7 protein-coding genes are annotated in these 22,072 nt (G+C 36.2%); 5 read left to right on the top strand and 2 right to left on the bottom strand.

The window, feature by feature from the left end; genetic code table 11:
• Nucleotides 1-294 precede the first annotated feature (294 nt).
• Entirely contained in the window at nucleotides 295-1,167 is an 873-nt protein-coding gene (locus KMW28_RS16115; RefSeq protein ID WP_084005706.1) for a DMT family transporter, read from the bottom strand.
• Between the two features lie 138 nt (nucleotides 1,168-1,305).
• Here KMW28_RS16115 and KMW28_RS16110 point away from each other — a divergent pair, with 138 nt between their 5' ends.
• From KMW28_RS16110 to KMW28_RS16100, 3 genes are all read left to right on the top strand, one after another.
• Nucleotides 1,306-3,744, top strand: coding sequence for a heavy metal translocating P-type ATPase (locus KMW28_RS16110; RefSeq protein ID WP_169662717.1), 2,439 nt, complete (start codon nucleotides 1,306-1,308; stop codon nucleotides 3,742-3,744).
• 262 nt (nucleotides 3,745-4,006) lie between these two features.
• Nucleotides 4,007-8,779 carry a glycosyl hydrolase family 18 protein gene (locus KMW28_RS16105; RefSeq protein ID WP_169662716.1) on the top strand — a complete coding sequence of 1,591 codons (4,773 nt, stop codon included), beginning with the start codon at nucleotides 4,007-4,009 and terminating at the stop codon, nucleotides 8,777-8,779.
• A gap of 219 nt (nucleotides 8,780-8,998) precedes the next feature.
• Nucleotides 8,999-11,920 (top strand): two-component regulator propeller domain-containing protein, encoded by a 2,922-nt coding sequence (locus KMW28_RS16100; RefSeq protein WP_169662715.1) that lies wholly within the window; start codon nucleotides 8,999-9,001, stop codon nucleotides 11,918-11,920.
• A 55-nt stretch (nucleotides 11,921-11,975) separates the two neighbouring features.
• Here the strand turns inward: KMW28_RS16100 and KMW28_RS16095 are convergent, their stop codons facing one another.
• Nucleotides 11,976-12,662 (bottom strand): head GIN domain-containing protein, encoded by a 687-nt coding sequence (locus tag KMW28_RS16095; RefSeq protein ID WP_169662714.1) that lies wholly within the window; start codon nucleotides 12,660-12,662, stop codon nucleotides 11,976-11,978.
• A gap of 234 nt (nucleotides 12,663-12,896) precedes the next feature.
• On the opposite strand from KMW28_RS16095, the gene KMW28_RS16090 reads away from it, so the two are divergent.
• Both KMW28_RS16090 and KMW28_RS16085 read left to right on the top strand, forming a co-directional pair.
• A complete protein-coding gene (locus KMW28_RS16090; RefSeq protein ID WP_169662713.1) occupies nucleotides 12,897-14,240 on the top strand; it encodes an ATP-dependent 6-phosphofructokinase in 1,344 nt (447 codons plus the stop codon).
• Nucleotides 14,241-14,825: 585 nt separating this feature from the next.
• Entirely contained in the window at nucleotides 14,826-22,055 is a 7,230-nt protein-coding gene (locus KMW28_RS16085) for a type I polyketide synthase (RefSeq protein WP_169662712.1), read from the top strand.
• Nucleotides 22,056-22,072: the final 17 nt, after the last annotated feature.

Here is a 22,072-nt window from a genome sequence, read left to right as displayed (position 1 = left end):
TTTATCTTATTTACGAGGGGTTGCACCACCTCGTAATAATTGTAGAGGTGTATATTAAAGCATTTATTTTATCACCTTACCTTTTACCTCTTACTTTATAATCATCTCCAGCAATAAATCAATGGGCCTTTGATACTCCACTTTAAAAAAAACTCTACTTATTCCCTATTAGTTATTACTTAAAACCGAGCGTTAGATTAGAAACTCCTAATTCCTATCTCCTAATTCCTAATTAAAAACGAGTGTCAATTTTGCTACCTGCTACCTGCTACCTGCTACCTGCTACCTAATAATCTACGCTTTCGTCTCCGTAACCGCCTTTCTATTCGTATAAATCAAATTCAAAATAGAACCAGCAACCACTAATAGCATTCCCATAAGTACTTGCCATGAGAAGAATTCGCCAAATAATAAGATACCATAGGCAACACCATAAATTACACTACTGTAGTTCATACTAGCAACTGTTGCTGTATCATCATCAGATTGATATGCTTTAGTTAAAAGGATCTGACTAATTTGTGATAAGATACCAATCGCTAATAAGGCCACCCAATCCCAACCCGCAGGAGTGGTCCATTCAGTAAAATAGCACCAAACTCCCGTTAAAGGAACGGCGATGAATGGGAAGTAAAATATGATGACCACCGGATGTTCTTTGCCTTTTAATTTACCTATCGCTGTATAAGCTCCTGCAGCTGCAAGTGCACCTAGTACAGAAACAACAAGGTAGAACATATCAACATCTGGGTCGAAACCTTTAATGACCACAACACCTACAATAGATAAAATGAAGAATAGGTATTGAATAGGTTTTAACGTTTTGTTTAAGAAGAGCACTGCTAATACTGCAGTAAAAAGAGGAGCTAGATTTTGTAAGACCACTGCTGTGGCTAATGGAAGGTTTTGATAACTTGCAAAAAGTAATACCATACCTAAAGTACCTACAAAACCACGAGTTAGTAACCATCCTTTGTTGTTACCCCATACATTTACGTTTTGTCTTTTTAGCGTTACGTAACTGATAACGAATGCAATCAGTGCTCTAAAAAATACGATTTCTTGAGGAGGAATGTGATTAATAACTTTCACAATTACCTGCATACTCGTTATGACGAAAGCAGATAAAAGCATTTGTTGAGAACCTTTGCCTAAATGTAGTTTCATGTAATTATTTGTCCATATAAAAATTGGTTGACCAAAAGTAATGTAAAAAATGTGAATTATTCTATTTCATTGACATTTATCAATAACTATTTATGATTTCAGGGTGTAAATTGCCATTCATACTTGAATATGAACTGAATGCACTCAAATAATCATAAAGAAACTTGTTACCACTGCGGGGAAGACTGTGTCGATGAAATCATAACAAATGATGAAGGAAAGAAGTTTTGTTGTAATGGTTGTCATATGGTATATGACTTATTACAAGAGAACAATCTATCCGATTATTATCGATTAAATAATCAACCTGGAGTACAACAAAAAGGACGCTCTCAAAAAGAAAAATTAGCTTACCTAGACGATGATGTTATCCGCAGTAAACTGATTGATTTTACAGATGGAAACATCGCAAAACTGTCTTTCTATCTTCCTCAAATACACTGTTCATCATGTATTTGGCTCTTGGAAAAACTGCCTGAATTACACGGAGGCGTATTAGAATCTAAGGTCAATTTCTTGAAGCGTGAAATCTATATCACTTTTGAAGAAGATAAAATCACCTTAAGATCTTTAGTAGAGATGTTGATTAATTTAGGTTATGAACCATTAATCAACCTAGATGACCTTGAAAAGAACAAAAAAGAGAAACAAAGAAGGAGTCAGGAGAAATCATTTTACATTAAGTTAGGTGTAGTTGGTTTTTGCTTTGGTAATATCATGATGCTTAGTTTCCCAGAGTATTTAGGAATTACCGTAGAGGATAAGGATTTTATTGATCTATTCGGTTACCTTAATCTGATTCTAAGTTTGCCTGTATTTTTCTATGGGGCCAAGGATTATCTGACATCCGCTTGGCAAGCTATCAAACACAAAGGGGTAAATATTGATGTCCCTATCTCACTAGGTATTTTTGCCTTATTCTTAAGAAGTGCTTTTGAAATTTTGATGGAAACAGGAGCAGGTTACTTAGATTCTTTAGGCGCCTTGATCTTCCTACTTTTAATTGGTAAGTGGTTCCAACAAAAGACATTTGATAATATCTCCTTTGAACGTGATTATAAATCATATTTTCCTATAGCAGTCACTAGAATTGTTAAAGGAGAGAAAGAAAATATTCCATTAAGTAAGCTGGAGATCAACGATACGTTGGAAATCAGAAACGGCGAATTAATACCCGCTGATGCCATCTTAAAAAGAGGAGATGCACAAATAGATTACAGTTTCGTGACGGGTGAATCTAAACCTGTGGGAAAGAAATCGGGTGATTTATTATATGCAGGAGGGAAGCAGACTGCAGGTGTCATTCAAGTAGAAGTAACTAAAGAAGTATCACAGTCGTATTTAACGAGACTTTGGAACGAACAAACGTTTACGGAAGAAAATACAGCGGATTTCTTACAATCCAAGACCAATGTAATTAGTAAGTGGTTCACTTTAGTTATTCTATTAGTCGCATCTATTGCTGGTGTGTATTGGTGGAATGTGGATGGACCCACTCATGCGGTGAATACCTTTACAGCGGTGTTGATTATTGCTTGTCCATGTGCATTGGCCTTAAATGCTCCTTTTGCATTAGGTAATGCGATGAGAATAATGGCTCGTTTCGGTCTTTATGTGAGAGATGTTCGTGCAGTAGAAAAAATGGCCAGTGTTAATCACTTAGTATTTGATAAAACAGGCACGATTACTTCGGCTAAAGAGCAAGGAATTAATTTTGAAGGGGATGCACTTTCCGGTCATCAAAAAGCTATGGTTTATGCCCTGACTTCTCAGTCGACTCACCCGGTGTCAAGCAGAATTGCAGACGATATGAAATCATTCGATCAAAAATTATCAGTAACTGATTTTAAAGAGGTCGAAGGAAACGGAATTGAGGGAATCGTAGAGGGTGTACCTATGAAAATGGGTAAAGCAGCTTTTGTTTCTGCTGAGGGGTTTGGTAAGAAAACATTCCAAACAGTTTCCTATGTTCAAATAAATGATGAAGTGATTGGTCGATTTACCTTAGCACAATCATTAAGAAAAGGCATTGATAAACTATTACATTATTTAGTAGGGAAGGGCTATGGTATTTCATTGTTGTCAGGTGATAACTCATCGGAGAGAGAAAGGTTGCAAAAGATCTTTCCCGAAAATACCGAAATGAAATTTGATCAATCGCCAAAAGATAAGATGGATGATATTCAATCCCATCAATCCAATAAAAAAACAGTATTGATGATTGGTGATGGTCTAAATGATGCAGGTGCTTTGAAACAATCTGATGTGGGTATTGCTGTAGCGGAAGATGCTCATCAATTCTCCCCTGCTTGTGATGGTATTTTAGCTGCCAATAGAGTGAAAGACCTAAACAAATACCTTCGTTTCTCTAAAGCTGCAGTTCGAATGGTGTATGTTGGATTCGTCATCTCATTCTTTTATAACATTATTGGGTTAAGTTTTGCAGTTCAAGGAAATTTATCTCCATTAATTGCTGCGATATTGATGCCTTTAAGTTCTATTTCTGTGGTACTTGTAGGCATGATGGGAACAACATGGGCAGGAAGAAAGTTTGTGATCAATAACTCTAAAAATTAAAAAATCATTTGAGGTTGTATCCTCAAAATGTCCGAAAAATATAGTGGTATGGAAGGTGTGTACCCCCAAGGTACATACTTTTTGTACCCTTTTTTGTATCTACTCAATTTGATGTTGTATCTCTAATTGTATGTTGTACACTTTTTATTTTGATGAAGATTCTAAATAGGTTTGTCATCAGGTAGCAACAAGTTTAACTTCAGTAATATCCAAACTTATAATCAGCTACTATTCTTTTATTTACAATCTAACTATCAAAAAGATGAACAACATCTACAAGAAGTTCCTCATTGGACTTTCTGCATGGCTCATGACGATGATGCCATTTAGCGGAGCTATGGGTCAGATTGACTCGGGCGCTCCTTATGCGACAAAAGACCACGGAAAACAAGTCATCGGTTATGTCCCTAACTGGGACGCTTGGAAAGGTCAGGATTTCAACATTCCAAAAGGTTCTCTCAACCACTACAACATCGACTATTCTCAGTACACTATCTTAAACTTCTCCTTTTTTGGAGTGGCAGTCGATGGTTCTCTTCATAGTGGAGATTTGAGAAACAAACAGATCTATCAAGAGGGTACTATCCAACAACCGGGAGAAATGCTTCATCCCGACAAGTACTCTTCTCATGATCAAGCAATGGTTTTAGGTTTTCCTCAAGAATTTTGGGGATGGGACGACGTTCTTTATGAACTAGGTTATGAACCAAAACCAAGTGGAGCTTACAACGGCTGGATTAGAACAGCAACAGGTGAGCAAGGCGAATGGCCTTTAACAGAATATCCATCTCCGGGTATGATTAAAATTGCACATCAATATGGTGTGAAAGTAATGGCATCTATCGGTGGATGGTCGATGTGTAAGCATTTTCCTGAAATGGCAGCAGATCCCGTAAAGAAAGCAAGATTCATCCAAGACTGTGTTACTCTTGTGGAAGAATATGGATTTGATGGAATTGATATCGATTGGGAATACCCAGGTCCATTTGCAGGGATGAATTTTACGGGAACGGAAGACGATTACCATAATTTCACTCTTTTGATGCAAGACATTAGAGCAGCCATCGGACCAGACCGTTTGATTACAGCAGCTTTCTCTGCAGCTCCAACTAAATTGAAAAACTTAGAATGGACAGAGTTAGACAAGGTCATGGATTATTACAACATGATGTCGTATGATTTTCATGGTGGATGGTCAAGTATTGCAGGCCATAACTCGCCTTTATATCCTTACCCAGGAGAAGAGTGGGGAGATTTCTCATGGCATACAACGTTCTCTTACATGAGTGATTCTTTAGGAATCAATTCTCAGAAAATATGTATGGGTATGGCCTTTTATGGTCGTGGTGTGGTAACAGATGGACCTGCAGGTGTTAACGCTCCAACCATCAAAAAAGACGTGACTTTCTCTGTGGACGGTCCAGTATCTTCTGCTGCAGATTTAAATAACTGGGGAGCAACGGAAGGTTCTCCTTACTATTTCCAAATCAAAGAGGCAATTGCTTCTGGAGGTTGGACAAAGCATTGGGACGATAATGCGAAAGTTCCTTACTTAACGAAATCAGCAGGAGGAAATAATTATTTCACTTCTTATGATGACGAACAATCAATTACTCTAAAATCGGAATATATAAATGATAATGATATCGGAGGTGTAATTATCTGGCAGGTATTTACTGATTGGAATGTAGGTACAGAAAATGGAAAAGTGGGTACTTATCCATTATGTCCGACAACAGTACCTGAATTGGCTCATGTTGTAAATAAAGTTTTTGCAGAAGGATCAGGTCCAATCAACCCTGCACCTGTAGTAACAATTACTGCTCCGGCAACTATTGATACTCCAACTTTAGAGGATGTTACATTCACATTCACCGCAACAGACGACGTTGCTGTAGCTTCAGTAGAAGTAACTGTTAATGGGAGTGCGGTTACTCCAACAGTTAATGCCGACACCTATGAAGTAACTTTCACTCCTTCCTCATTCGGAGAGCAAGCCATTGTTGTAAAAGCAACAGACGATCTTGGAAAGGCGACTACTAAAACTGCATCGATCGTAATTAACGACACAAACGTTTCTAATCAAGCACCAACGGTTACTATTACATCTCCGGTGGATGCATCTACTTTAACAGTAGCTACTTTGGAAGCTATAGAAATTATTGTTGATGCTCAAGATACAGATGGAACGATTGAATCTATTGCTATTGCTGTAGATGGACAATCTTTTACAGCGTCACCGGCTTCATGGACTCCATCAGCATTTGGTCAGTTTACTATTAATGTGACAGTAACTGATAATGATGGTGAAACAGCAACTGCTTCATCTACGATTACCATAGAAGAAGATGTTGATACAGGAGGAGGAACTGGAAATTGTGATGCTCCAGAATATGCTGCTTATCCTGCAATTTACAACTCAGGTGATGTCGTAAGTCATGAAGGTGTGCTTTACGAGGCGCAAGTAAACAACTTGTATAATGTAGTTCCGGGAACCGCAGAACATTGGTGGAAATCATTAGGACCGTGTGAAGTTGGTCCAATTGCTCCAACAGTATCGTTCGCTACTTTGGCATCAGGAACGATCATGCAAAATACATTACCATATGTCTTTGACCTATCTACAAATAGTGCAGACGAAGACGGAACAGTCGCTTCTGTGGCAGTTACTGTAAACGGTACTGTAGTTTCAGAAGCAACATATAGTGCAGAAACTTATGGCGATTATGAAATCGTTGCAACGGCTACAGATGATACAGGTTTGACGAGTTCAACTACTGTCAATATCACTTTATCTGAAGTACAGCCAATTGCACCAACGGTTACCTTAACCTCTCCAGGCACAGAGACAGTGCAAACAATGCTTCCTTATTCTTTCACTTTATCATCAACATCAAATGATGAGGATGGAACAATTGCTTCAACAGTATATACTGTAAACGGTACTGAAGTAGCAGAAGGAACTTATGAGGTAACCGCTTACGGTTCTTATGTTGTAGAGGTAACAGTAACCGATAATGATGGTTTAACAGCTTCACAATCTGCAACACTTATTGTAGCAGAGGTACCTGATGTAGTAGATTGTCCTCATCCAGTTTGGGAATCAACGGCAGTTTATACTGGAGGTAATCAGGTGGTGCATAATGGAAAAATCTATAGAGCGAAATGGTGGACTCAGGGTGATGAGCCAGGTAATGGTGATCCTTGGGAAGATACAGGTGAAGTTTGTGGTAATGGCGGTTTAGGTGATGTTGTCCCTACGGTTGCCTTCTTACATCCAGCAGGAGATACGTATACTTCACTCACAACAATTGATATTGAAGTCGATGCCCAAGACGAAAATGGGGTAGTTTCTGATGTAGTTTTAAATGTAGATGGAACTTCTGTAAATGGAAATAAAACAACATTTACTCCAACATCTTTCGGAAGCTACACAATTACTGCCACAGCAACGGATGCACAAGGAAACGTAACCACAGCTACTAAAGTGGTACAGTTTACTCAATCATCAGTAAGTGATGTGAACCCAGACGGTACCATTAATCTGACAGGTCCATTTGCTCCAGCTCCATCGGGATCTCAAAGAATTATTGGTTATGTTCCTACTTGGAAAGGAAGTCCTGGCGATTTGGATTACACTAAAGTAACTCATGTAAATGTTGCTTTCTTAACCTTCTACCAAAATAACCCAGCAGGATATAATTCTCCGTCTTTCACCAATGGAGAGTTTAGCGATGAGTCATTGCATGTATTGGATTCTTTATTGCCGATCATCGTACCAAAAGCACACAGCCAAGGTGCCACAGTATCCATCGCTTTAGGTGGAGCGGAAGATTTCGGTTTCTTGCATGTAATGGAACAGTATAGAGACAATCCAGCTGTCATCGATGCTACTGCAGATAAATTGATTGCCTTTGTAGATAAGTACAACTTAGACGGTATTGATTTGGATTTAGAATGCTGGTGGGCTGACCCCGCAATTTCAGGAACAGCGGAGCAAGGTGGTCGTACTAGAGGTACTGATCAGTGGGGTGGTGAAGTAGAGCAAGGTGCACATCCTGCATCATACGGTCTTACTTTACTAGCGAAAATGATCAGAGCGAAACGTCCATCTATGATGTTATCAAGTGCTGTTTTTGCGACTCCTTGGTATGGCAATAACTACGATGCAGATCTAGTAGCTTACTTGGATTGGTTAGGGTTGATGACCTATGATTTCACAGGATCATGGAACGATTCACCTATCGGACCTCACTCTTCTCTTTACGATGTAGACAACAGTAAATATACCAAAGCATCTGATGCTAACCCGATCTATTCAGTAGAAACATCTCTTCGTTATTGGTCAGGTACATGGTCTACTTGGCAGGGATCTGGTCATGGTGTAGATAAGAATAAGCTAGCGATTGGTGTACCTTTCTACGGATATGATTTGTCAAGAACCAAAGCAGAAACAGGACAGGGAGCGAATGGATTCTACTTCATAGGTTATGATGAAATCTTAGATTTATATCCAAACGCGGATACTTCTTATGATCCAAACGATGCCAACGGATTGAACGGATATGTTGGATTAGACGGAAGAGAAATCTATTTCGAAACACCTAAAGGGGCAGCGGCTAAAGTAGCTTACTCAATAGATAATGGTTTACAAGGAACAATTATCTGGGAGCTCACTTTTGATACTCAAGATGCATCAAAGAGTCTTTTGGTTGCGATGAACGATGTGTTAGCTCCTAGTGGAACTAGACAGTTGATTGCTGATCAATCTTTAGAGGAAAAATTACTTGAGGTGTCTACTTATCCAAATCCATTTAATGATTTAACTACCCTTCGTTTCAGTACAGAAGAATCAGGTCAGTTAAGTCTACAATTATTCAATCTTCAAGGAGGTTTAATTTCAGAGATGCAACAAGTCATTGATGAAGGAAACAATCAATTGAAGTTGGACGGATCGAAGTTACCTTCGGGAGTTTATATAGTGAAAGGACAAGTGGGTAATCAGCAATTTATTAAGCGAATTATCAAAAGATAGAATAACGATTGACGAAAATAATTTAGTTCATTAAAGTTAGATAGAGGCAGGGCATTTGTTCTGTCTCTATCTTATTACTACTTTAATTAAAGATTTTACCAGCTATTTAAGTTTCAAATAAGTCATTGATAAAGAAATCGATAATTGTATTCTAGAAATAAAAACTTATATTAGGGTAACAACACAGTTAAAAGCGATTTCTCAACACAACTAACTTTAATGAATACCTTCAGTCTAATGAATAGGGTAGCGTTGTATTATTTTATTACAATCTGTTCTACCTCGTTCGGATACGATGCAACAAATAATTCTACTGTACCAACCAAACTAACTGCACTAAAAGCTAAGCAAGGATTATCTCACAACAACGTTACGGCTTTAGTTCAAGATAAATACGACATCCTTTGGGTAGGCACAGAAGACGGATTAAATATGTACGACGGCAATAGCATCACGTCGTTTCAAGACAACTCTGAAAAAAAGTTGACTTTTAACTCTATTCGAACTTTGGAGTTGGATCCACTTATGAATAAAGTTTGGATTGGCACCAATGGCTCCTTGGAGTTTTATGATTACGAAAGAGATAATTTCTATCGGGAACATATTACTTCGAACCTTAATACTATAGAAGATGTTTGCAAAATTCTTTGGGATGATGATTTGAATAAGATTGTTGGCGTCTCTAATCAAGGAGTCTTTCGGGAAAGTAAAAATGGATATCGATTAATTTCCAAGGAAACTTCTCAAATTAATTCGATTGAAAAAATGGACAACCTACTTTTTGTGGCAACGGAAAGTGGGGTGAGTTTATATGACTTAATATTGAATCAATCCATCCAACAATATCAATTTGATGATTTAAATGGAAAACAGATTAAAGTGTTAGAAGCTTTTGATCATTCACTCTATTTAGGAACAGCTCAAGGAGAAATTTATCGATATGAGGATCATCAGTTAGTACGATTGGCAGATATTGGTCACTCTATTAAGACAATTACGAAAGATCAGAAAGGAAATATTTGGGTAGGTTCGGAAAGTAATGGAGCGATGATCTTGACACAGGGAGAGGAATTGCAACATCAAAAAATATTGAATAAAAAGATATCCTCTAAAACTATCAATACTATTTATGTTGGGAATGACAATATTGTCTGGCTGGGAAGCTTTGGTAATGGATTATTGCAATGCAATTTAAATGATCCATTTTACACCATAGCAGAAGGTGAAGGAAATGAATTGGGACTGAAAAATGGGAGTGTGACCAGTATCTTAAACGATGATGAGAAAATATGGATAGGTACCGATGGAGGGGGACTTCATCATGTGGATTTACAAATGATGAGCACTAAGGTCTTCTTGCCTTCTAAAAGTATTCTTTCGCTAAAGGAAGTGAATGGTATTTTATGGGCAGGCACCTATAAAGATGGTTTGTATTTTAGTCGGGATAAAAAGAATTTCCAAAAATTAAAGCTGTTTGATGACCAAGGTAATACTATAGAAAAAGAAGTGGTTTGGGATATTTTGGTCGATAATACCACTTATTTATGGATGGCCACATCAAATGGTATATTAAAATATAATCTCAATACGAAAGAATTAAACCGATATAATTATCAAGTAGATAATCCAAATTCATTATCAAATAATGATTGCAGGAAAGTATTTAAAGATATCAAAGGGGATATATGGATAGGGACATTTCATGGATTGAATCGTTATAGAAAGGAATCAGACGATTTCAAAAGACTTTATTTTAATAATAAAGAGGAGGATAATATGAATATCAATAATGCAATATTATCTATTTATGAGGACGATAAATTGAATTTTTGGGTAGGCACTTTCGGAAAAGGATTGTGGCGACTAAACAGACAAGAAGATTTATTTGAAGTTGAAGAAATTAACACTGCCTTACCAAGTCTGTTTATTTATAGTATTGAAAGTAGCGAAGGGAATAACCTATGGCTGTCGACCAACAAAGGCATTACTGTTTATAATACTAAAACCAATACTATTCTAAATTATAATGCTGCAGATGGGTTGCAAGGACCTCAATTTAATGTTGGAGCATCAGCAAAATTAAGTGGAAAGTATTTAGCTTTTGGAGGTACGAATGGAGTGAATATTTTTAATCCTAATAAGGTGTTGAATACAAGTGTAAAACCTTTGAGACCTATTATTAAAAATATTATTGTTCATTCATCAAAAGTGCCTTTCAATACTAAAAAAGTAATCTATAAAAATCATCTAATCCTATCTCCTGAGGAGAGGAATTTCTCTTTTGAGTATGTGGCGGTTGATTTTAGACAAAATCATAAACTAGAGTATCAAACAAGGTTATTGGGATTTGATAATCATTGGCAAACCACAAAAAGCAACTCATCTATATTGTATTCTAACTTTTCTCCCGGAGAGTATACTTTTCAAGTTCGAGCAAGATACCCTCATCAAGAATGGGGGGCAATACAATCTTTTAAACTTCAACTATTGCCCTACTTTTATGAAAGGCTAGAGTTTAAGTTGTTTTGCACTTTATTGTTACTGATTATGGGTGTTTTCGTCTATCGATGGACGATTAAGAAGATGGATCGAAATAAGATGAAGATGGAAGGTATTATCAATGAACGATTAAATGTTTTGATTTCAGAGGAACAACTACTGTCTGATATTGAAAATCAAAAAGCAGATTTGATAAAAGAAACACTCGATAAGAGAGAAAAAGAGTTAACCACTCATGCTTTAAGGTTGCTTCATTTAAATTCTTTGATCGAACAACTCGACGAGAAATTATTGCATCTGCAACAAAACCCAGAAGAATTTACCATCAATAAAATAAAGAGTATCCGAAGAGATATAAAAAATGCCGAAAATTTAGAGAAGGAGTGGGAAGTGTTAAATCAATTATTTGCAGAGGTGAACCAACCTTTTATAAAAGAACTACAAGAGTTAAATAAAGGATTAACCGATGGTAATTTGAGGTTATGCTATTTAATACGCTTGAACATGAGTACGAAAGATATTGCCTCTATAATGGGTATATCAATAAATAGTGTGAAGGTAGCTAGAAAGCGATTAAGAAAGCGTTTGGATTTATCTTCTGATGTATCGCTGAATGATTTTATTCTAAATTTAGGAAAATAAAAAAGAGGTGAGTCATAATAATGACCACCTCTTTCGTGTTAAATTAAAAGTGTTCTTACTGAACATTTTCAATATCTCCAGAACCCGATACTTTAATTTTAGTTTTTGTCGGTGTTCCTTTATATCTGATATCGCCCGATCCTGAAACCGTGGCGTTAATTTCTTCATTAGCGTAACAGTCTACATCCCCAGAACCGCTTACTGAGATTTGAACTGTTTTAGAAACAAGATCAAATGCATTCACATCAGCAGAACCGCTTACTTTAACAGTGAAATTGTCTGCCTTACCATTTACATCAATATTTCCTGATCCACTTAAAGAGGTAGTTAAAGAAGTACAGTTTACTTCACCTTTAAAGCTACCTGAGCCACTTCCTGAAAATACCAACTGATCTCCTTTGATTGGATTCTTACCTACAACATCACTTGAGCCAGAAAATGAGATTTTGTTTAAGTTGGAAGAATAAGTTAATGTTACTTTTGCATTAACATTTCTCACACCCTTTCTTGGTTTAATAATCAATTTACCATTAGAAACCTCAGTGATGACATCTTCCACTTTCGTGTTTCTAAACACCTCAATTTCTGCTTTGTCTTTGTTTCCTGCGATAAGTGTGACATCAATAGCTCCAGAGATACCAATAGATTCAAATGATTTTAAATCTCTGACTGTTTGTGCGCTTAGTGCATTGATTACTAATAAAAAAGTAACGATCGATGATAGAATAAATTTTAATTTCATTTTATTATTGTAGATTTGTGATCGAGTTATAACTAATACCCGACATTTATTTTACTTCAGTTAATTGAATAGTGTGTTTCAAAGTAACCATTCAGACAAAAGACCAACAGAAATCATAAAGGTTGCATAAAATGGATAAAGTATATAAAATTGGGTTACTTTAGTCATCCTTTTTTTGGAATTTATTAGTGTAATTCGTGTTTTAGAAATTGATATCAGAAAATAAATTATCTCATGAACGACTTGACAAGACAAGACTTTGAGGTTACTAGGCTTGGAAAAGCTACACTTACTTCACCACTTTATAAAGAGTACAAAAAAGAAGATGCTCCGCATAAAGAGTTTATTGAGGATTCAAGAAGAATTATATATGATGCATCATTATCTGCTTTTGAAGAAGCAAGAAATAGCGATGCTGATCCTATCTCCTTCCTAAAAGCAGGACCTAGAAAAAAAATATATTTTGATCCGTCGAAGACAAAAGCTGCAATTGTAACTTGTGGTGGTCTTTGCCCAGGAATTAATAATGTAATCCGTGGTTTAGTCAACGGTTTATATTATAGATATAATGTCAAAAATATTTGGGGTGTACAATATGGTTACCAAGGTTTCATTTCGGATTACGGACATGAAATGGTAAAATTAACTCCTAACGTTGTAAAAGACATTCACTTATTTGGTGGTACTATCTTAGGTTCATCAAGAGGTCGCCAAGATATCTCAGCGATGGTGGATACTTTAGAAAGAGAAAACATCAACATCTTATTTACTATTGGTGGTGATGGTACACTTTCAGGTAACCATGTTATTCACGAAGAAATTGAAAGAAGAGGTCTTAAAATCGTTACTGCCGGTATTCCTAAGACGATCGACAACGATGTAAACTTCATGACAAAAACTTTCGGTTTCGATACAGCATTCTCAACTGCAGCAGCAGTAGTAAGAGATGCACATAACGAAGCAACTGGTGCTTACAATGGTGTAGCTATCGTAAAACTAATGGGTCGTGACTCAGGTTTTATTGCTGCAAATGCAGCATTGGCAATGCCAGATGTAAACTTTGTATTGATTCCTGAATCTAAATTCGACTTATACGGTGATAAAGGTTTCTTGAATACTTTGAAGAAAAGAGTAGAAGAGAGACATCATGCACTCGTAGTAGTAGCCGAGGGTGCTGGTCAGCATTTATTCGAGGATAATGAAAATGAAGTAGTGAAAGATAAATCAGGTAACATCAAGCATAAAGATATTGGTGTATTCTTGAAAGATGAGATCACTAACTACTTGAAAGAACAAGATATGGAAGCGACTGTAAAATACATCGACCCTTCTTATATCATCCGTTCTGAAGTAGCAATTCCTGCCGATTCTGTATTCTGTAATGATCTTGCATTAAACGCAGTTCACGGTGCAATGGCTGGTATTACTGACTTCGTGGTTGGTCGTTGGCATAACCAATTTACTTACCTTCCAATCCCTGTAGCTACAGCATCAAGAAAGAAAATTGATATTGATGGTGCATTATGGTGGTCAGTATTAGAAACTACAGGTCAGCCTGTTGATATGACAAATGATTAATTGATAGATGTAAAAATCTATTATTATATATGAAGAAAGGCATCCTTTGGGATGCCTTTTTTTGTTTTCTTAAAATTTTGTGAATTATAACAATACTGAGAATATTGAAAAAATGCTTAAATAATCTATTGTGAAAATATTACAATTTCTATTTGCTTGATGTTTAGTTGTTTGTTGTTAGGTAGTTATTAATTATTAGAGATTAATTAATGGTAAATTGTTTATTTCTGATCAGTTTTTTTAATAATCTAAGATATTATAGAAGAATATTAATAATTCAGAAAAAGTTAAAAATAATCAATTTAATATAAGTGTTATTGGATTGTTAACATTAATATAAAATTGAATAACCGTTCATTATTGTATTATATGGGGAAATAATTTAATATTTTATAGGTATTACAATTTATTTTATGTTAAATGAATGGAAATTCAAAAACCATAATTTTAATTTGTAAAACAAAATGAACTGACAGACATTTTTTAAACTGAATCGAGTTATTTGAATATTGAAATGATAAACTAAGACAATTTTTTAATAATCAATTTCAATAAACTAATTATAAAACTTCTAATTAATTACTCATGTCCTTTCAAGCAAATCAGAAAGAACCTATTGCCATTGTGGGTATAGGTTGTCGTTTTCCTGGCGATGTAAATTCCCCAAGTGATTTTTGGAAAGCATTAAAAGCAGGCTTTAATGGTATTACAGATGTTCCAGAAGATCGTTGGAGTATTGATGAATACTACGATCCAAATCCAGATAAAGCTGGAAAAATCAAACAAAAGAAAGGAGGATTCATTAAAGACATCGATAAATTTGATGCAGAATTCTTTAAGATTTTCCCTAAGACAGCGGAAAGAATTGATCCTCAACAAAGGCTACTTTTAGAAACAACATACAATGCATTAGAAGATGCGGGTATGAAATTAGAGGACTTTAAAGGATCGAAAACTGCCGTTTATATGGGAGTTTTCATGAATGACTATTGGGATATTCAAGCTTCTCAAGCTCAAAGAAATCACGTTAGTCCACACGTTCCAATGGGTGTGTCTTTAACTTCAATTGCGAATAGATTATCATGGCAATATGACTTAAAAGGACCATCTGTTACTTTAGATACTGCTTGTTCGTCTTCTTTGGTAGGCGTACACTTAGCATGTAATTCAATTTGGAATGAAGAATCTGAATTTGCTTTAGCTGGCGGTGTAAATTTAATGATTCGTCCTGAGTCATCATTAATGATGTCCAAAGGTAACTTCTTATGTCCTGATGGATATTGTAAATCTTTTGACGCTAGAGGTAATGGCTATGTAAGAAGTGAAGGAGTTGGTGTTATCTTATTAAAGCCCTTATCAAAGGCAATTAAAGATGGAGATGATATCTATGCTACGATCAAAGGAACAGCGGTAAACTCTGATGGTTATACTGAAGATGGATTTACAGTTCCAAATCCAACAGCTCAGACGGATATGTTACGTCAAGCATATAAGAATGCAGGTGTAGCACCTTCGGAAGTAGCTTTTGTAGAAGCTCATGGTACAGGTACTAAAGTGGGAGATCCCATCGAAACAAGTGCATTTGGAAATGTATTTTCACAAGGTAGAGATCAAGAAAAGCCACTTGTGATTGGTTCTGTGAAATCAAATATGGGACACTTGGAGGCCGCAGCAGGTATTGCAGGTATTATCAAATTGGCCTTGTCAATTAAGAATAAACAAATTCCTCAAAACCTTCACTTTGAGACGCCTAACCCAGGTATCAAATTCAATGAGTGGAAACTTAAGGTACCCACTCAGTTAATGGACTGGCCTTCTGATCAAATTATTGGAGGTATTAACTCTTTTGGTGCTGGTGGTACGAACGCTCACGCAGTATTGGAAGGATATGATGAGGAAAAAAATCAAATAGAAAATAAAGAAGAGACTTTATTGGAAGATGATATTTCATTGTATTGTATTTCTGCTCAATCAGAAAATGCATTGAAAAAAATGGTAGAAAACCATATCACTTTCTTGAATGAATCTTCTGAAAGTTTACAAGATATATGCTATAATTTAGGTCAATATAGATCAAATTTAAAATATCGTTTAACGATTGCAGTAGCAAGTAAAGAAGAATTACTAGATGCTTTAGAAGCATACCTAAATGATGAAAACAGAGTAGGTATGGTTTCTACAGAAGATACAGGTTTCAACCCTAAAGTTGGTTTTATCTTCTCAGGACAAGGACCTCAATGGTTTGGAATGGGTAGACAATTATTAGCCACAGAACCTGTATTTAAATCTGTAATCGAAAAAATCGATACCATTCTTCAGAAAATTGCAGGTTGGTCTTTATTAGAGGAACTAGTTAAATCTGAGGAAGATTCACGTATTTCTGAGACAAGAATTGCTCAGCCAGCAATTATGGCTGTTCAAATTGGTCTAATGGAAATGTGGAAAGCAGCAGGTGTGCAACCTGAAGGTGTTGTTGGTCACTCTATCGGTGAGGTAGCCGCTGCATATACTTCTGGAGCATTAACCTTAGAACAAGCTGTAGATGTTATTTATAATCGTTCGAGAGGTCAGGATAAAGCAACAGGTAAAGGAAAAATGCTGGCAGCAGCTTTAACTGTTGAAGAAGCACAAAAAGAGATTGTTGGTGTGGAAGATGTAGTTTCTATTGCAGCTATCAATGGTCCTAAAATGCTTACTTTCTCTGGTGATGAAGCTCCTCTAGAAAAAATTGCTGAGCGATTAGATAAAAGAGATATATTCCATCGATTCTTAAGAGTAAATGTTCCATTCCATTCACATCATATGGAACCTCTTAAAGATGAATTGATTTCGGATTTAAGACACATCCAACCACAAGAAGCAACTATTGCTCTTTATTCTACAGTTTCAGGAAAACAAGAATCGGGTGCACACCTTGTATCAGAATATTGGTATTCAAATGTAAGAGAATCAGTTTACTTTACAGATGCCGTTAGAGAAATGATCAAAGATGGTTTCAATACTTTTGTTGAAATCGCTCCTCACCCGGTATTGGCTACTGGAGCTGTAGATCTTTTAAAAGAAGCTGGGGTAGAAGGTCATCTAATTACATCAATTCGACGTAAAGAAGCTGAAAAGCAAATCTTTATGCAAAACTTAGGGTTAGTGTATTCATTGAATTATGCTTTACCTTGGGAGAAAGTATGTTCTGGAGCAACAAAGAAAGTAGCTGTACCAAAATATCAATGGCAAAAGGAATCTTTCTGGTTTGAAACTGAAGAGCATAAAGCGAAAAGAACAGGTACGAAAGTACACCCAATGTTGAATAGTAATGTTGCTTCTAATGTAAATAAAGGAAACTTTATTTGGGATATCCAATTGGATAAAAATGAAGAGCCATATATTCTTGATCACCAAGTGGATGATGTAATTATTTTCCCTGGTACAGGACACTTAGAAATTGCGACAGCTGTTGGTCAGGCCTCTTTTGGTGAAAAATTTGGTTTCCTAGAAAATGTAACGTTCGAGAACGCCTTATTCTTACCTGATGATGGTGAAATGCCACATGTAAGATTAGAAATTAGTTCAACTGAAGGCGATTATACTATTTCTACTAAACCTAGAAATCAAGAAGATGCTGAATGGACAAAACACTCTTTTGGTAAGATCAATGCTTTAGGAGATCAATTTATCTCTTCTCCTTCTGATATCAACCAAATTAAAGAAAGAATCAATAGAAGAATGCCGATTGTACCAATGTACAACGAGTTAAAAAGTGCAGGTCTTCTTTATGGTGATACTTTCAGAGCAATTACTGGATTATGGACTGCCAAAGATGAAGTTTTATCAGAAGTTACACTTCATGATTCTATAGAATACGGTGTTGAAAGATATAATGTACATCCTGCTGTATTGGACGCTTGCTTGCATACCATTTTTGCAGCTAAGAAAAATGAAGCAGAAGCAAAAAGAGGAATTTACCTTCCTGTAGGGATTGATCGTTTTAAAGTTTTTGCTCAACCAAATAAGAAAGTATATACTCATGTTACGGTAACTGAATGTACTGATGCTTACTTGAATGGTGACTTCCAAGTATATAATGAGGATGGTACGTTAGTAGCAGAAATTCAAGGTTTTAAAGGAAAGTATATTGAAGGTTCAAGAGGGGAAAGCAAGAATGAAATCTATAAACCTTGTTATGAATATCAGTGGGTACTTCCTGAAGAGGAAATTCTGAATGATGAAAACGCTAAAGGTAAATATTTAGTATTTGCCGATAATAAGGGTATTCATCAATCGATCTCTAAAAAGTTAGAAGATAATGGTGGTGAAGTTATTACGGTAACAAGAGGGTTGAATTATTCTAATGCTAATAATACGAAGTTCACTATCAACCCTAGAGAATTGGCACATTATGAAGATATGATTGATGCTGTTGGTCAAAATCTTCAGCATATAGTCTACTTATGGCCATTTGATGTTCAGACTTCAGAGAAGGATACGTTGGAGATCTTTACTCAATTGCAAGAGGACTTTAGTATGTCTACTCTAAACTTGGTGAGAACTATAGGAGGGAAAGATCTAACAGTACCTACTTGGTTAATCACTTCAGGTTCTGAAAAAGTACTTCAAGAAGAGAACGCAATTCAATTGGCTCAATCTCCTATTTATGGCATTGGTCGTGTTGCTAAAAATGAATTCCCATTATTACCTGTAAGAATTATAGATCTTAGTCAAGATACTACTGATGAGGATTTCGATAAGTTGGTAAATATCATTTCTACCAAACAAGAAGGAAAAGAAGAGGAATCAGAATTTGCAGTTAGAAATAACGAAGTATATACCAGAAGATTAGTAGCTGTTGATGGTGATATAGCGGATGAAAGAGCACCAAAACAAATGAATGCTTTTGGTTCTGCTTACCGTGCGGAAGTAAGAGAAAATGGTATTTTAAACAGTTTAGCTTTAAGAGAATTCTATCCTGAAACAATCCAAAAAGAAGAGGTTCGCATTGCTGTAAAAGCAACGGGTCTAAACTTTAAGGATGTTGTAAATGGCATGGGAATTCTTTCTCAAGAAGCTGTTGCAGGTGGTGTTGCAGAAGATACTCTTGGTTTAGAATGTTCTGGTATTGTTACAGAAGTTGGAGAAGGAGTTTCTCATGTAAAAGTTGGGGACGAAGTAATCGCTTGGGCAGCTTATAGTTTAGCAGGTGTTACAACTGCTCCATCGCATTGTGTTGTCGCAAAACCGTCGAATTTAGATTGGGAAAAAGCGGCTTCATTATCTGTTGTTTATTTAACTGCTCATTATGGGTTAAACCATTTGGCTCATATAGAGGAAGGCGATAAAGTCTTAATCCATGCAGCAACAGGTGGTTTAGGTTTAGCAGCCATTCAATTGGCACAACATGTAGGAGCAGAGATTTATGCAACTGCAGGTTCTGAAGAAAAACGTGAATATCTACGTTCAATTGGAATCAAAAATATTTATAACTCAAGATCATTAGATTTTGCAGATCAAATTAAGGCAGACACGAATGGTTATGGTGTTGATGTTGTTTTAAACAGTTTAACTGGTAAAGCAATTACGCAATCGTTTAAGTGTTTGGCACCGTTTGGTACTTTCGTTGAAGTAGGTAAAGCAGATATTTACAATAATTCTAAACTTCCATTAAAACGTTTCGGAGAAAATATCTCTTTCCACGTGGTTGATTTAGACCGTTTGATGGCTCAAAAACCAAAATTAGCAGCCAAATTATATCAAGAAGTTACAGATCTATTCAAAGAAGAAAAGGTTGAAGGTCATCCATTAAAGGTATTCCCAGTTTCTGAAGCTGGCGATGCTTTAAAATATTTATCTCAAGTAGGACATATCGGTAAAGTGATTGTTTCTATGCCGGATGAAGCGGTAGATGTTTTACCTGCAAATGATCTGAAATTTGATAAAAATGCGGCCTACGTTGTTTCAGGTGGTGCTTCAGGATTCGGTCTAGAGGTAGCAAAATGGATTGCTGAAAATGGAGCAGGTGAATTGATTCTATTATCTAGATCAGGTGCTAAATCTGATTATGATAAAGAAGTGATTGCTTACATGGAGTCATTGGGTGTGAAAATTCAATTACCTAAAGTGGATATCACCAACGAGGAAACGCTCAAGACAATTTTTGAAGAAGTAGCCTTACCAATTAAAGGTATCGTGCATTCAGCAGCAGTATTAGATGATTGTACTATGCCGAATCTTGATTCAGATCGTTTCATGAGAGTTTACTCTCCAAAAGCGATGGGTGGATGGGCTTTACATAAAGCGTCATTGGGCCACGACTTAGATTTCTTCTTGTCGTTCTCTTCAATTTCTGCTGTATTTGGTCTTCCTGGTCAGGCAAACTATTCATCAGCAAATAACTTCTTGGATAGATTAGCAACTTATCGTCAGACATTAGGCTTGGCAGGTAACTCTGTTAATCTAGGTGTATTGGGAGATTATGCGGGTATGTCAAAAGACGGAGGTCAAGTTATTGATGTCTTAGAAGCCCAAGGTTGGACTATGTTAACTCTGAAACAGATTAGAGAGACATTCTCAAAAATTATCTTGCAGAGAAGTACACAAAGAATGGTCGCCAACTTGGACTTTAAACGTTTCAAGGATTTCTTCCCTCAATTAGCTACAGATATGCGTTTTGCAGAATTAATGAATTCTGATAGTGCAGATGGTTCTGGAGCAGGAGGTTCTTTAAAAGATCAGGTAATTGCTAAAGATGGTGAAGAAAAACATACTTTCTTACAAGAGCAATTGCAACATGCATTGGCTAAGATTCTAGGTACATCACCTGAAAAAGTGGATATTCCAACACCAATTTCAAAAATGGGTCTTGACTCATTAATGCAGAACCAAATTAGAAACTGGATCTCTCAGAAATTGGAAGTGAACTATCCATTGATGAAAATCGCAAAAGGACCTTCTTTAGTTGAATTAGCAGAAGATCTTATCAAAGGATTTGAAACTGAAACGACAGAAGAAAAAGTACCTGAAATTACAACAGATATTTCTGGTATTGAAGACGCAGAAGATTTGGAAACTCTTGGTGATAAGTGGTTTGTTCACCGTAAGAGAGAAGATGATGCTCGTGTTCGTTTATTTTGTTTCCATCCGGTGGGAGCTGGTGCATCAATGTTTAATCATTTCCTTTATGAGGCACATAATGATATTGATGTTTATGCAGTTCAATTGCCGGGTAGAGAAAATAGAAAAGATGAAACTTACTTCACTGAATTCTTTGATGTTATTGATGAGTTAGAAAAACAAATTCTACCTCTACTAGATAAACCTTTTGCTTTCTATGGTCATAGTTTTGGAGGTATCCTAGCTTATGAATTACAACATAGATTGAGAGAAAAACATCAGCTTTGTCCAGAACACTCATTTGTATCTGGAACAATCTCAGCTCATCTTACTCCGACTTGGAGAAATGAAAGAGATACCATTCATAAGACTGCCGATGAAACAAATTCAGAAACCAAATTAATGGGATTAATGTCATACATCGACGACGAAGCATTCGTTCGTCAGATTCTTCCTGTTATGAGAAAAGATATGGAGTTAATCATGGGATACGACTATCAGGATAAAGACAACTTTACTTGGCCAATTACTGCTTTTGCAGCAGAAGAGGATGAAGTTGTGTTGCCTGAGGAGATGAAACCATGGGAACAACATACAAACAGTGCTTTTGAGCTTCATGTATTGCATGGAGACCACTGGTTCTTATCAAGAAATAAGGAATTTATCTTGAATAAGGTAGCAGAAAATTTATTATCAAAAGAATTGATAGATTAATTTGAGTGAGAGGGGGC

Source organism: Flammeovirga yaeyamensis, from assembly GCF_018736045.1.
Taxonomy (GTDB): domain Bacteria; phylum Bacteroidota; class Bacteroidia; order Cytophagales; family Flammeovirgaceae; genus Flammeovirga; species Flammeovirga yaeyamensis.
The sequence above is the reverse complement of the archived record's forward strand: the minus strand, read 5'-3'. Positions and strand labels throughout refer to the sequence as shown.